The following is a 15,184-nucleotide window of genomic DNA, read 5'->3' as shown; positions in this document are numbered from 1 at the left end:
AAAGCTGATGGAAACGAAACGATGGATCATCCATAGAGACGAGATAGATGACAATGCTATTCAGGAAGCAGCCGCCCTGATGCGGAACGGGGAAACGGTTGCCTTTCCGACTGAAACAGTTTACGGCCTTGGTGCCGACGCAACGAATGAAGCAGCTGTTGCGCGTATATTCGAAGCAAAAGGACGGCCTGGGGATAACCCATTGATTGCGCACGTAGCCTCTTTGCCGCAATTGCGCAGTCTTGTGGGTACATTGCCGCCGGTTGCCGAACAATTGGTAGATGCATTCACGCCCGGACCTATCACATTAGTGCTCCCCGAAAAAGGCATATGTGCACGCAATGTAACGGCAGGGTTATCCACAATCGGTGTGCGTATTCCTGACCACCCGGTTGCACAGGCATTGCTCGAAGCCTGCAACACCCCAATAGCCGCGCCGAGTGCGAATGTATCCGGCAAACCAAGCCCAACGACAGCTGACCATGTGTGGAGTGATCTTCATGGCAAGATAGCCGGGCTTGTCGATGCAGGGCCGACCGGGGTTGGTCTGGAATCAACGGTGGTCGATTGTACACAGGGCATACCGGTAATTTTACGGCCGGGCGGCATCACGAAAGAACAACTACAAGCAGTGTGCGGTACGGTGATGGTCGATCCGGCGCTCGCAAGTACCGGTGAAAAACCGAAAGCACCAGGCATGAAATATACGCATTATGCGCCGGAAGTACCGTTGTGGCTCGTAGCCGGACCACCGGAAAACATTCAGGCTGTCATTGACGCAGAACACAAGCAGCAAAAACGCGTCGGTGTCATGGCCGGGACAGATACGGCTAACAAGCTACAAGCGGACAAAGTCACCCCGCTCGGCGCTACGTTACCGGAAGTAGCAGCCAATATCTATGATGCATTGCGATTGTTTAAGCATGCAGACGTCGATGTTATTTTATGTGAAACATTTCCGGAGACAAGCATTGGACAGGCCATCATGAACCGTCTGCGAAAAGCAGCCACCAACTATATCAGCGAGTGAAAAAATAACTTCATCACAAGTTTTTCGATAGCGAGATGTCTGGTTATGGATAAGTGATAGAAAATGACTGAGTAAGGTGTTTTATTCAAGCAAACATATAGTCTGACCGTCTATGTCAAAACATATTTGCATCCTCCCGTGCATATAGTGAAGTAGCATGTCCAGGGAGGATTATCGATGGCAGTTTATTATGCAGGGGAATTCGTATCAATTATGTTTATGGCCATTGCGCTCGGGATGGATGCCTTTTCCGTCAGCCTTGGTCTGGGGATGCAGCAGCTCAGGCTGAAACGGATTGCATTTATCGGAGTGGTCATTGGCATCTTTCATATCATCATGCCGTTTATTGGTATTTTGCTGGGACAAGCCATTTCGGGTCAATTTGGTGATTATACAACACTAATCGGTGGACTGTTGTTGTTTGGTATTGGAGCACAAATGTTTTTCTCCGCGTTTAACTATGAATCTCCAAAACTGGTGCAGCCTGCAGGGATGGGGCTGTTGTTCTTTGCTCTCAGTGTCAGCCTTGACAGTTTTTCCGTTGGGCTTAGCCTTGGTATGTCAGAAGTACGAACAGTGGTGACGTTATTGTCGTTCGCCACCGCCAGCATGGTCCTTACGTGGGCCGGGATGATCTTAGGGAGAAAAGTGCATGGATTGCTTGGTGTGTACAGTGAAATGCTCGGCGGCAGTATTCTTTGCGGGTTCGGGCTGTATGTTCTGTTTGGCTAAACCTGGACGAACGGACTTTCTGCTAGTAACGGTGGAAAGTCTTTTTTAAATTAACTCAACCTTCGCATCAAAAGATGAAGAACCTACAGTTAACTGTGACAAGCTTGAAACACTTCTAATTGTTACCTTGACAACCTTGATAAACATAAAAGCTACTTCTAAAATTGGTTCTCTTTTGATGGAGAAAAACTGAATTAACAAGAAACATCATACCATTTAACGTAGTCATTGGTATAATGTTTTTTGATGTCAAATGCTCCGTTAATAAAAAGTCTAAATAAAAGAATACAAAGATTTTTTCTAATATATGTTAGAATATATACAAGGATATGAACATTTTGTTCTTCAACAAACGGGCCAGATTGAGGAGAAATTTAGAAAGAAAATGAAGGTGGGATGACTTATAATGGGTGCTGGTTTGCTTAACCTCGGCAGTTTGATGCTTGGTTTAATAGCTTGGATAATTCTTTTTATTAATCTTGCGGTAGGTAAAAAACAGATGAATATGAAATGGATTGCTCTTACCATTATCAGTTTTAGCGTTTGTGCTATCGCAATATGTTTTCAAATTTTTTACAACCTTTACTTGGTAAAAATTGAAGACTTTGCTGCACTGGCAGATACAATGCGCGGTGTAGCTGTTGCTTCAACGGTACTTGTCATAGTTACCATTTTGTTAAATGCACTTACGTTGCGCTTGTATCGCGAAAGAAGCGCATTATAAAGCAATCGGGCGCTAATAGGGAATAAGTATTGGCGCCCTTAATGAAATGGGCCATTATGTTGAACAACTTCATTGCGCGTTGTTAAAGTAGTTATAATTTTAAGGTAAAAGGTTAGGGGGATAATTGTGCCTTTAGAGCAAGAGGTTCCAAATTTATTGATAATTGGTTTTGTTTTTATCGTTTTAGTATTTTCGATATCCACTATCGCGTTATGGGTTAAAAATAAAAGGAACAGCATAGCTTATTTGTTAATTTTGGTGCATTTAATACTGTTATCAATTGCGTTCGTTTTCTTTATGAATGCTGTTACTTTACAACTTGATTACAACCACCCGATGGCTTCTGAAGAGAATTCGCTACAAATAGGTTTTGCAGGTGTCTTTTGGGCATTAAGTATTATTACCCTATTGGTTGCAATATTTAAATTTTCAAGTTCATCAAAAAGAGGATAAATATTCTTTGGAGTAATAACGCCTTTTTCATTAACGGGCGCAAAAGTTGAACAATCACATATAGGACAGCAATAACAGGAGGGATAGAATGGAAATAATAGGTACTGCCAATATTGCACTTATCATTTTTGTCTCTTTGATTGGTTTCGTCACTTGGATGGTTATACGGTCCATCAAAAGTACAAAAAATGGTAATAAGGGTTAAGATGGACGATTATCAAAAGCTCTGAGCGTACTATAGGATGCGGTTGTTGAAAAGGCATTGTTCCAGAATAGGGCGCAGTTGTTGAATAAGCACTGTGCCTGAATTGGGCCATTTTGTGGAAGTTGGAGGGATTATTATTAGTTACAAGTTCTATAAATGGATAATGATAATTGACTTAGTTGCTATTGGGGTACTGCGATTCTTGGCTAGTACATTCTTTGAATACACGGTAACTGTTAGAATTATAGATGGAGTATTGTACATCCTTGCCATTGCCTTTGCCGTAATATATCTGCAGAAAAGGCTGAGGATTTCAAAAACAAAAAATAAAACAATCGGGCGCTTTCCTTGAATAAAATTAGTATTCCTGAAAAGGAGTTGGTTCTGTATGGATATTATAAATGACTACAAAAACGATAAATACAGTGAGATGTATACGTTATTAGTGATTCTCTCTTTAATTACTTTTAAAAAGGTCAAGAAAATAGAACGAAAGAAAAGGGTCTTATATAATAAGCTAAACTCTTTGGATTGATTGTCTCTTCAACAAAAAGGCGCTTTTCGGGAATAAGGGGAGATAAGGTTTGAAATTTTTAATTTTATCACTAACTGGACAATACTTATTTTTAGCGTGGCTTATTTTTTTCCCTGTCTCCTACAATTTATATTTACCCCAATTTTTACAAGTATGTATTATATTACTATTTGTATTAACAGGTTGGGTTTCTTTCGTCAGATATCTCGTTCTAGGTTCTTTTAGAAACTTTATTATCATTATTACCTGCTTCATTATACTATTATTAAGCTCTATAATATTCGGTTTAATTTTTGTCGGGATAGGAATCTCGAATATGTGAAGAATGAAACATCTTGCTTTCTTCCGTTAAAGGGCGCTTATCATGAATAAGATAACCGTTATTTTTATAGAAAAGGGAATTTATATTATTTTGTAGAGATGACCTTTGAATGTCAGAAAGGGGTTTTTTGATTGCTTGGTGACGCCGATGAATAAAAGACTTATGATTCTGGATTTGATATGTTATGGAGCTATACCCTTTTTAATATGGAATTATGGAAGAGAGCCACTTGGCGATTACACGGCTATACTTTTGTCAACCGTTCCTGGATTTATCTATACTGTTTATCGTTTTATTAAAGAAAAGCAGCTCAACATAGCTGGGCTTTTCGTTATTACATCGTTGTTTATTAGTACTGCTGTTAATTTATTATCTACATCTGCAAATAATATGCTTTGGAATCAGGTGTATCTTGGCTATGGTTTCGGAGTGATTTTTTTAATCTCAACAATAATAAAAAAACCATTGGCACTTTATTTCGCTGTAGATGTGGCATACTTGCAGGGTTACTCTCGCAAAGATAGTCGAAAGTTATATAAATCAAAAGGCTTATTTTTATGGTTTCAATTAGTAAATTTATTATTTGTTTTTCGTGGTCTTTTTTTGAATTCATTAAAGGCATCTTTAATCAAATCATATGGAGCAAACGGCTACGATAAAGTAATTATATATATGAATATAAGTGGTTGGATATTTAGCGCTTTGATTTTTTTAGCATTCCTTTTTGTTAGCAATAAAATTGCGCAATACTCTGCGCAATTGAGTAACGAAGAGAAGGAATCTTCAGGGGGTGCTGAGATTTAGATTGGAATATACTTTGCTACACAATCGGGCGCAGTTGTTTAATAAGCGTGTATTCACTTATTGGAGCCATAGTGTGGGAGTGATATTATGCCCAACAAAAGAAATTCAAAGAAAAGAGAATATTTAGAAGCGAGTATAGTTGCTATTATATTTATCTTAATAATCTTTATTTTAGATTTACCTAAAGTAAGTAGCTTTATAATTTTAGGCGTAATTTTTCTCTTTTGTATCTGCCTTTATGAGTTATTAAGCTTAAAAAATAACAAAAGTAGTTAGAAAAATTTTACGATCGGGCGCTTTCACGGAATAAATAACATGACCGCCATTCTTAACCCTCATTGCAACTCTTTCGATATTTTTACTAACATTACCCGAGTGCAATTAAAGCATAGTCACTTCATAACCATATTCTTTTGCTTTCGCTATTTGTTTAAGCGCATTCTTTCCAGCAAGGGTTGTTTCAATTGAACCTTTTCCCGCAGCAACTCTTTTTGCAGTTGGATTTTCCGGATCCAATCGTCGTGCAATAGCATCGGCATCTATATTAATATCAACACCAATATTGTCGAGCTGGTGTAATTATAATATCTGTTGCTTTTCAAATTGTTTTCCTAAATACCGTTCTGGTATTAATAAATCACAGTGCAAAAAAACGCGCGCTATTGTGAAAGGAAATAATAAAACAAAACAAAAAACGCTTGGATAAGCCATAACCTATCCAAGCGTTTTTACTTATTAAATCGGATGTTAAAACAGTTGTTATAAGTCAAGATGCAAGTTGGCCACAGTCAACTCTAGGAGCTTAAATTTTTTACAGAGGTTGAGTTTTGAAGTAGGCAGGAAGTGAGAAAAATCGCTCATAAAGTTTAAAGGTGACATTTCCTCATTTTTTTCTGACAATACGGCCGATTTTATGGTATAGTTTATATAGGATTATCAGCTTGCGGAGGTACTCTGATGAATATATTGTTTGTTTGCACCGGTAATACATGCCGGAGTCCCATGGCAGAAGCGTTATTAAAACAGAAAGTGCCTGCTGCCGCGGTTCAATCGGCGGGTATCTTTGCTGCGCATAGCCAGCGCCCGAATGACCAGGCAATCGAGGTGCTGAAACAAAAAGGCATTTCCATAAATACAGCATCACAGCCGGTGACAGACGAATTGCTCCGTTGGGCGGATCTGGTTCTGACGATGACGACAGGGCATAAGCAGTCGCTCATCATGGAATTTCCCGACTTTCAGGAAAAATATTACACGCTGAAAGAATATGTCTCCCAAGCCGATGAAGATCGGTGGAAGGAACTGACCCAGCGGCGTGCCGACTATGAGGAGAAACGAGCGCGCCTGATGCAGGAGTTCCGGCATCTTGACGGTAAACAGCTTGAGCAGGAATTGGAGAAACATTTACAAAGCGAATGGGAAAAAATCCGTCAACTGGAAGCGGCCCTGATCGATTATGATATAGCCGACCCGTTTGGCGGCGGGAGAACCATCTACGAGCAGACGCTGACTGAATTGGAAACGTATGTGAATAAACTGGTGGAAAAATTGGATAGCTAAATGGGAGTAGGCCGTGTTAGAACGGTGGCTATAAAACAACAGGAAGAAAGGACGTATTCACATGAATGTACTCATAACAGCAGACCACGCGGGAATGACGCTCCGTAATGAAGTGAAAAAGCTTTTGGACGAAATGGATATTACTTATGAGGATGCAGGTTGCTCCTGTGAGACGTCGGTTGACTATCCCGACTATGCGCTACCAGCGGCAGAACGGGTAGCAAACGGTGAGTTTGACCGGGGCATTTTCATTTGTGGAACAGGCATTGGCATGTCCATTACCGCAAACAAAGTAAAGGGTATCCGCTGCGCACTCGTTAGCGATGTGTATAGTGCCAAACTAACCCGTCAGCACAATGACTCGAACGTATTGGCGATGGGAGAGCGGGTGATTGGTCCGGGACTCGCGCGTGAAATCGCAAAAGTCTGGCTGGAAACAGCATTCGACGGTGGCCGGCACACCAATCGTCTGGACAAAGTAGCAGCGTACGAAAACAGCTGATACTGCGCTAGGAATAAATTTATAGCCAGGGGTGATTTGTATGTGTGATGCTTCGAATTTGCATGAACAGGTCAAAGCGGATGTGGATTTGATTGTCAATGAGTGGGCTGCAAGCGGGCATTTACGAGCAAGTGACCTCGTTGTTGTCGGCTGTTCGACGAGTGAGGTTGCTGGTGAACGCATTGGCACATCCGGCAGCGAAGAACTTGCTTCGATTATTTATGAAGCGCTGACATCACTGCAGACTGAAACTGGCATTAATCTCGCTTTCCAAAGCTGCGAACATCTGAACCGTGCACTGGTCATGGAACGGGAAACACTAAAGCGGCATCAATTCCAAGAAGTCACCGCTGTTCCTGTTCCAAAAGCAGGCGGTTCCATGGCATCTTACGCTTATAAATCGATGAAAGATCCTGTTGTTGCCGAAACCGTAACGGCAGATCATGGTATCGATATCGGGGAAACGATGATAGGCATGCATTTGCGGCCAGTAGCCATCCCGCTCCGACTTAAACACCGAACGGTTGGGAATGCACGGGTGACTACCGCCCGAACCAGGCCAAAACTAATCGGCGGCAAACGTGCGGTCTATCCGGAATAACTGACGATGGTACGCGGATGCATTCTTGTAATCTATTACATTAGTGCAGTGCTGGCAGGTTAGTACAGTGCGAAAAGCGCGAGTGTACTTGCAGGGAAAGCCGTCACGTTCTGTTCGTCGTAGCAGGACGTGGCTAATTTTGCTTTCAGTTGTTTACAGCAACCCAAGGAGCCGCAAGACAAGGAGAGCTACGTTAGCGCCATATCGCACAAAGTAACGGGGCAGTTGGTTTCTTCCAAAAGGCTTGGAAAAAGCGTCCGCCAGTAGTAACAGGTAACGGAGCCAATATAGCTGTGAAGAAATAATAGGCTGAATATGCGGTCTAAACAATATGATACGAGGGGGAAATACATATGGAACATGTAAAGCAGACAGATATGGAAGTTTTTGAAGCAATGCAGGCAGAAAAGACGCGTCAGCACGAAAAAATAGAATTGATTGCATCAGAAAATTTTGTCTCAGAAGTAGTGATGGAAGCAATGGGGTCGGTGCTGACGAACAAATACGCAGAAGGCTACCCAGGGAAACGCTACTACGGCGGGTGTGAGCATGTTGACGTCGTGGAGAACCTGGCACGCGACCGGGCGAAAGAATTATTCGGTGCCGATCACGCTAACGTTCAGCCGCATTCCGGAGCACAAGCAAACATGGCCGTTTACTTTTCCGTTTTGCAGCCGGGTGATACTATTCTTGGCATGAATTTGAGTCATGGTGGCCATTTGACACATGGCAGCCCGGTGAATTTCAGCGGGAAACTGTACAATGTTGTTGATTACGGTGTGGATAAGGAGACCGAACAGCTTGATTATGATGCGGTTCTCGAACGAGCAAAAGAAGTCCAGCCGAAATTAATCATCGTCGGTGCCAGCGCCTATGCACGCGAGCTTGATTTTGCTAAATTCCGGGAAATAGCTGACAGTGTCGATGCTTACCTGCTGGTCGACATGGCGCATATTGCCGGACTTGTCGCGGCCGGACTTCATCAAAATCCAGTTCCATATGCCGATTTTGTAACGACGACGACGCATAAGACATTGCGCGGCCCTCGTGGCGGTATGATTCTGTGCAAAGAAGAATATGCGAAAAAGATTGACAAAGCTGTATTCCCTCGTATGCAGGGCGGGCCGTTAATGCATGTCATCGCAGCCAAGGCCGTATCATTTAAGGAAGCATTGACCGATGAATTTAAAAGCTATTCCGAACAAATCATCCGCAACGCAAAAGCGCTAAGTGATGCCCTGAAGGATGAGGGCGTACGGATCGTATCAGGCGGAACAGACAACCATTTGCTTTTGCTTGATGTCACCCCACTCGACCTGACAGGAAAAACTGCCGAAAGCGTGCTCGATGATATCGGAATCACAGCAAACAAAAATACGATCCCATTTGATAAGGAAAGCCCATCCGTCACGAGTGGCCTTCGCGTAGGAACTGCAGCTGTGACCACACGTGGCTTTAAAGAGGCGGAAATGAAAGAAGTCGCATCCATCATCGCCACCGTCCTGAAAAATCACGACGACGAAAATGTGCTGCAGGAAGCAAAAACTCGTGTACACACATTGGCCGACAAATTCCCATTATATAAATAAACAAAAAGGATGTTCCTACTAGGAGCATCCTTTTTGTCGTGCGATCCGGTGCGGAAGTCGCGCGGCCGGGGGTGAAACGCTCGCGAAAATGGAAAAAGTCGCGCGGCCGGGGGTGAAACTCGCACCTTGCGCCAGTAGCCCGCATATCTTGGACAATCATGTACCCGCACCCCGCTTGCAAGTGTGACTTTTTTTCAGTACAATTTTACAGATGCCATTTATAAGAAGGAGTGTCGTTAAATTGGGAAGAGTACATGTACTGGATCATCCGCTGATTCAGCATAAGTTGACGTACATACGTGATAAAGATACTGGGACAAAGGAATTCCGGGAGCTGGTGGACGAGGTTGCCATGCTGATGGCTTTTGAAATAACAAGGAATCTGCCGCTGCAGGAGACAACAACGCAAACACCGGTGACAGAAGCAAAAACGAATATTTTAGCCGGTAAGAAAATCGGGTTGATTCCGATTCTGCGCGCTGGACTTGGCATGGTTGATGGGATGTTACAGCTGATTCCTGCTGCACGGGTAGGTCATGTCGGTATGTATCGCGATCCTGAAACTTTTCAGCCACACGAATATTATATTAAGCTGCCATCGGATATTGAAGAACGTGAGCTGATTGTTATTGATCCAATGCTGGCAACAGGTGGATCAGCCAATGACGCAATCCAGTCCTTGAAAAAACGCGGGGCAAAACAGATCCGCCTTATGTGTTTGGTTGGGGCACCAGAAGGCGTCGAGGTCATTCAGAACGAGCATCCTGATGTTGATATCTTTCTTGCAGCGCTGGACGAGCGTTTAGATGAACATGGCTATATTATTCCGGGGCTTGGCGATGCCGGCGACCGTCTATATGGCACAAAATAATGATGGGGTGAATGAAGCGTGAGCAAACGGATTAAAGTGTTGAGCATTTTTGGAACAAGGCCGGAAGCGATTAAAATGGCTCCGCTTGTCCTGGAGCTGAAAAAACGCCCGGAAAAATTTGAGTCGATTGTCGCGGTAACTGCTCAGCATCGTGAAATGCTTGATCAAGTGCTGTCCATTTTCGGTATCACGCCAGACTTTGACCTGAACATCATGAAAAAGAAGCAATCGCTAGCTCAGATTACAACAAGGGCACTGGAAGGACTGGATGCGGTCATGAAAGAGACGGAGCCGGACATGGTACTCGTTCATGGTGACACGACAACCACGTTTGCCGCGTCTCTTGCAGCCTATTATAATCAGATAGCAGTTGGTCATGTTGAGGCTGGCTTGCGCACGTGGGATAAATATTCCCCGTATCCGGAAGAGATGAACCGCCAACTGACAGGTGTCATGGCCGATTTACATTTTGCCCCGACACCAAAAGCCCAACAGAATTTGCTGCATGAAAACAAATCCGCCGATAGCATCGTAGTTACCGGAAATACAGCTATTGATGCGTTAAAAACGACCGTTGATACTACTTATTCCAGCCCTGTTATCGACGAGGTCGGTGATCGGCGTCTAGTTCTTGTGACAGCACATCGCCGGGAAAACCTCGGCAGTAATATGGAGCAAATGTTCCGAGCCATCAAGCGGCTTGTTGATACCCATAACGATATTCAAGTTATTTATCCGGTCCATCTGAATCCGGTTGTCCAAGAGACGGCCAACCATATTTTAGGAAATGACGATCGGATTAAATTGATTGAACCGCTTGGTGTGGTTGACTTTCATAATTTTGCCGCCAAATCGCATCTAATCATGACCGATTCAGGTGGTGTGCAGGAGGAAGCGCCATCACTAGGCGTGCCGGTACTTGTCCTGCGCAATACAACCGAACGCCCAGAAGGTATTGACGCAGGTACATTGAAATTGGCCGGAACCGATGAGGAAACCATCTTTAACCTTGCTGATGAATTGTTGCGCGATGAAACTGCTCATGAAAAAATGGCCAAAGCCTCCAACCCTTATGGTGATGGAGAAGCTGCCGGCAGGATCGCTGACGCAATTGAGAAATACATGTCCAATCAGGAAAAATAAGGAAGGATCCAGCAGCGGCTGGATCCTTTTCAATCACCAGGAAAACTCGCGCGGCCCGGCCCGAAACTCGCGCGGCACCTCAAATCGTACTCCTTCCACAATGTGATGATGCATGAATTTCCCTTTATAATCAAATGCTAATCAGTAACATTCAATCAAAAAGGGGACTTCTGCTATGCGGCAAATGTTGCTGCTGCTCATCGTGGTCATCTTTATGCTGCCGGTTTCTGTTGCCGCATGGAAGGATGCACCAGAAGCGGACAATAACAAACAAAAAGCGGTTATTATTGAGGTGGATGGCAATCCGGAAAAACGCAAGACCTATCTTGAAACATACCATCCATATATCAATATTGTTGCGGTCTATGACAAGTTATTCAATGGGATAGCCTTAAAAGCCAAGCCGCAGCAACTTGCTAAATTAGGATCACTTGATTTCATCACAGCCGTCCACCAGGTGACAACTTATAAAACCCAAACTGACCAAGAAGCCGATACGATGACTAATCTGGACGACGGGATAACCGAAGATAGTGTCTTGCCTTCCGAATTGAATAATACAAATTATACCGGAAAAGGCGTCCAGGTCGCGATTATCGATACGGGCATTGATTACAACCACCCGGATCTGGCTGCGAATTTTGCCGGCGGGTATGATCTTGTCGACCTTGATGATGATCCGATGGAAACACTTCCGTCAGAGGGGATGCCGACACAGCATGGGTCCCACGTCGCTGGAATCATAGCTGCTAATGGTGCACTTCAAGGTGTTGCACCGGATGCAGATATTTATAGTTACCGTGGCCTTGGTCCAGGCGGTATGGGTACATCCATACAGATTATTGCCGCATTGGAGCGCGCAGTGGAGGATGGGGCGGATGTGATTAATCTTTCGCTCGGCAACTCAATTAATGGTCCGGACTTTCCGACGAGTGTTGCGGTGAACCGGGCAGTGGCGCTTGGGGTACCGGTCGTCATAGCTAATGGCAACAGCGGTCCGGATAAGTGGACAATTGGTTCCCCTGCCACAGCGAAAAACGCACTGTCCGTCGGTGCGGCGGCCTATCCACAGACACAACCCTATTTAGAGGAAACACGCCATGATAAAAAAATAAATCTGGAGTTGATGCGAGGTTCGGTTCCTTGGAATTTGCAAAAGGATTATGGCATACAAGTATTTAAAAGCGGGGATGTGCGGGGAAAAATAGCGCTAATCAAGCGAGGTAAAACGCCATTTTCCGATCTGGCTAAACAGGCTGAGAATGCAGGCGCCAAAGCTGTGCTCATTTACAATAACAAATCGGGAATGTTCAGAGGGATGGTCGGGAATGCAAAAGACCCCATCACCATCCCCGTTGCATCTATCACCAAACAGGATGGGGAATGGTTACGTAAGCAAGCGGAATCCGACAGCTTATACATGGACACAAGCTACATGCAGACGCAGAAAAAGATTGCTGCGTTCAGTTCACGCGGCCCCGTCACCGTTAATTGGGATTTAAAGCCTGGAATCAGTGCACCAGGTACGAACATTTTGAGTACAGTCCCGGGTGGTTATCAGCATTTGCAAGGGACCAGCATGGCGGCTCCGCACGTTACCGGTGTCATGGCGCTATTGATGGAGGCACATCCGGATTGGGACATTGCCCAGCTTACCGGCGCTGTAAAAACAACGGCAAAACAAATCAATAAAACCAATGGACAAGCCTATGCACCAATCATTCAGGGTGCTGGTGAAATTCAGCCGAAACAAGCAATCAGGACGAATACAATCATTGATAACCCGCTTCTTTCATTTGGAAAGATCACGTCTTTTCATGAGACAAACAAAAAGCAAATCACCATTGAAAACACATCCGAATCAAAGCAGACCTATTCGTTTCAATTACCTAAGAACAAACATGGAGTGAATTGGCGCCTTCCGAAGTCAGTCACCTTATTACCGGGGGAATCTAAACGGTTGCCGATTGAGCTGAGCATCAATAGTAAAATGCTTGAAAAAGGAATCCACCAAGGATGGCTAAGGTTAAATAGTGCTAATAAGCAATATAAATTACCGTATTTGTTTGTGAACAAGACGGCGGATAATCCGAAAGTAATGGGATTCGATTTAGGATTAAAACCGTTTTCCGAGGATACGTACACTTATCAGTTTTATTTAACCGATCCGGCAGAAAGGGTTGAGGTGGATCTTTACAGCATGGAAACGCTCGTGTATGAACGGACATTGCTAACTAAGGAAGATACAGCGACCGGAATGAACAAAGGCACACTCCAACGTTCGGAACTCGGTAAACCTGGAACTTATCGCGCCGTTATTCGAGTAAAACTAAAAAGCGGCCGAGTAGAAAGTTATCAAACCAAATTACACATACCTATTCAGCCATAACCGGCAGTTAATCCCGCTTGAAAAGGCGGGATTAACTGCTAGAATATTTAAATCTAAAATAGACAAATGCCAAGTTGAAAAATTCGACAAAATACACTTGTCACACAATTTTCAAATATGCACACGTATTTTTCCGTTATAATAAATATTAGAGAATTCGTCCGCCCCCGACAGATGGAGGATGAAGGACCAGCAAAAACTGAGGTGATAAAGTGTTTTTTTCATACCTATACTAATTGACAATAGGGTATGGCTAATGTAAACTAGCTTTTGGAATGGTAAGGGTTTCATGGTTTCAGGGCGTCCTACCTTACATATCTTATGATAGTTGTTCCGTCTAGGCAGTGATTTGCCTCACTTATGCCGGAACCTTTTTTATGATGCAGGCTGCTCAATTTGAACAATCTATCATGTCAATTCCCCGGGAGAAGAGTCAAATCATGTCGTACTATGAAAATATGGTCAGCAGGCAGCGCAAGTGGATGTTCTATCTTTTAGCAATTTATGTTTTAGGGGCAGGTTTCACACCATATCAACAAATATTCCTCGGACTTTTATTAGGCGGTTGTGTAAGTTTTTACAACTTATGGCTTCTGCAACGGAAAATTGATGCATTCGCTGCGTCCACAGAAAAAAATGAATCTGCAGGCGGGCTTGGCAGCATATCCAGGCTGGCAGCAGCGGCACTAGCTGTCCTGATTGCGCTACGGTTTGACGCATATTTCAATGTGATTTCTGTCCTAGTGGGTTTAATGACATCCTATCTAGTCATTGTGATAGATTTTTTTATGTCTCGATTCCAAAAGGGATAAAGCGTGTTGCATCATAGAACGTCACTACTGGCTGTATCGCGGGTAAGCGCCTTATGTTTTACGTAGGAATGAAAAACAATGCTTGGAAGGGGTGAAGAAAATGGATCATGAAACACCAATAGCGCATGACGTTTTTGGGATATCCTGGCTCGATTTCAACCTATCTGTCGTTGTCATGTCGGGCATTTCCACGCTTATCGTGTTCGTTCTGTGTGTCCTTGCGACGAGAAAACTACAAATGAAGCCATCCGGAATTCAGAATTTCATGGAATGGGTCGTTGATTTTGTCAAAGGGATGATTAGTGACACGATGGATTGGAAAACCGGTAAAGTCTTCCTGCCGCTAGGATTGACACTGATTACGTATATTTTAGTGAGTAACCTGCTCGGTGTCATGACCCTGATAACATTCGGCGATGAATTATGGTGGAAGTCACCGACAGCCGATCCGGGCCTAACGCTGACATTGTCGGCAACGGTCATCGTACTTTCTCATTATTACGGGATTAAAGTACGCGGGGTTAAAGAATACGGGAAAGACTTTGTTAAGCCGTTTTGGTTGTTTTTCCCTATTAAAATCATTGAAGAGTTTTCGAACACACTGACATTGGGACTTCGTTTGTTTGGTAATATTTATGCCGGTGAAGTTCTTTTGGGACTTTTAGCCGGTCTGACATCATCAGGTATTCTGGGCTTTTTAGGCGGAGCGATTCCAATGATGGCATGGCAAGGATTCAGTCTGTTTATCGGCGCGATCCAAGCGTTTATTTTCACCATGCTGACAATGGTATACATTTCTCATAAAGTATCAAGTGACCACTAAGCATTTTGAATTTAGGAACAAGCCCGTTTTGGCAATTTCAACGCTGAAACAGGATGAATAAAAAATAAAACCATTTTGAGGAGGATTTA

The 15,184-nt window shown here is 43.6% G+C and carries 14 protein-coding genes; all 14 read left to right on the top strand.

Annotation, left to right across the window (positions count from 1 at the left end):
* Positions 1 to 7: 7 nt before the first annotated feature.
* Positions 8 to 1,030: an L-threonylcarbamoyladenylate synthase gene (locus FFL34_RS07670; RefSeq protein ID WP_138602918.1), complete on the top strand. Its 1,023-nt coding sequence runs from the start codon at positions 8 to 10 to the stop codon at positions 1,028 to 1,030.
* A 177-nt stretch (positions 1,031 to 1,207) separates the two neighbouring features.
* Positions 1,208 to 1,762, top strand: coding sequence for a manganese efflux pump MntP (locus FFL34_RS07665; protein WP_138602917.1), 555 nt, complete (start codon positions 1,208 to 1,210; stop codon positions 1,760 to 1,762).
* 406 nt (positions 1,763 to 2,168) lie between these two features.
* Positions 2,169 to 2,486, top strand: coding sequence for a hypothetical protein (locus tag FFL34_RS07660; protein WP_181954989.1), 318 nt, complete (start codon positions 2,169 to 2,171; stop codon positions 2,484 to 2,486).
* 126 nt (positions 2,487 to 2,612) lie between these two features.
* Entirely contained in the window at positions 2,613 to 2,939 is a 327-nt protein-coding gene (locus tag FFL34_RS07655; RefSeq protein WP_138602915.1) for a hypothetical protein, read from the top strand.
* A 1,209-nt stretch (positions 2,940 to 4,148) separates the two neighbouring features.
* Positions 4,149 to 4,805 (top strand): VC0807 family protein, encoded by a 657-nt coding sequence (locus FFL34_RS07650; RefSeq protein WP_138602914.1) that lies wholly within the window; start codon positions 4,149 to 4,151, stop codon positions 4,803 to 4,805.
* Positions 4,806 to 5,762: 957 nt separating this feature from the next.
* Positions 5,763 to 6,365 carry a low molecular weight protein arginine phosphatase gene (locus FFL34_RS07645; RefSeq protein WP_138602913.1) on the top strand — a complete coding sequence of 201 codons (603 nt, stop codon included), beginning with the start codon at positions 5,763 to 5,765 and terminating at the stop codon, positions 6,363 to 6,365.
* Positions 6,366 to 6,426: 61 nt separating this feature from the next.
* A complete protein-coding gene (gene rpiB / locus FFL34_RS07640) occupies positions 6,427 to 6,867 on the top strand; it encodes a ribose 5-phosphate isomerase B (RefSeq protein WP_138602912.1) in 441 nt (146 codons plus the stop codon).
* A 40-nt stretch (positions 6,868 to 6,907) separates the two neighbouring features.
* Positions 6,908 to 7,468 (top strand): TIGR01440 family protein, encoded by a 561-nt coding sequence (locus FFL34_RS07635; RefSeq protein WP_138602911.1) that lies wholly within the window; start codon positions 6,908 to 6,910, stop codon positions 7,466 to 7,468.
* Between the two features lie 353 nt (positions 7,469 to 7,821).
* On the top strand, positions 7,822 to 9,057 hold the full coding sequence (locus tag FFL34_RS07630; RefSeq protein ID WP_138602910.1) for a serine hydroxymethyltransferase: 1,236 nt from the start codon (positions 7,822 to 7,824) through the stop codon (positions 9,055 to 9,057).
* Positions 9,058 to 9,298: 241 nt separating this feature from the next.
* On the top strand, positions 9,299 to 9,928 hold the full coding sequence (gene upp / locus FFL34_RS07625; RefSeq protein WP_138602909.1) for a uracil phosphoribosyltransferase: 630 nt from the start codon (positions 9,299 to 9,301) through the stop codon (positions 9,926 to 9,928).
* Between the two features lie 18 nt (positions 9,929 to 9,946).
* On the top strand, positions 9,947 to 11,071 hold the full coding sequence (wecB, locus tag FFL34_RS07620) for a non-hydrolyzing UDP-N-acetylglucosamine 2-epimerase (protein ID WP_138602908.1): 1,125 nt from the start codon (positions 9,947 to 9,949) through the stop codon (positions 11,069 to 11,071).
* Between the two features lie 175 nt (positions 11,072 to 11,246).
* Positions 11,247 to 13,460, top strand: a complete 2,214-nt coding sequence (locus tag FFL34_RS07615; RefSeq protein ID WP_138602907.1) for a S8 family serine peptidase — start codon at positions 11,247 to 11,249, stop codon at positions 13,458 to 13,460.
* A gap of 440 nt (positions 13,461 to 13,900) precedes the next feature.
* A complete protein-coding gene (locus FFL34_RS07610; protein WP_138602906.1) occupies positions 13,901 to 14,272 on the top strand; it encodes an ATP synthase subunit I in 372 nt (123 codons plus the stop codon).
* Positions 14,273 to 14,372: 100 nt separating this feature from the next.
* On the top strand, positions 14,373 to 15,095 hold the full coding sequence (gene atpB / locus FFL34_RS07605; protein WP_138602905.1) for a F0F1 ATP synthase subunit A: 723 nt from the start codon (positions 14,373 to 14,375) through the stop codon (positions 15,093 to 15,095).
* The last annotated feature ends 89 nt before the right edge of the window (positions 15,096 to 15,184 follow it).

Source organism: Lentibacillus cibarius, from assembly GCF_005887555.1.
Lineage (GTDB): Bacteria > Bacillota > Bacilli > Bacillales > Amphibacillaceae > Lentibacillus > Lentibacillus cibarius.
Note: the sequence above shows the minus strand (reverse complement) of the source record. Positions and strands in the feature narration are given on the sequence as shown.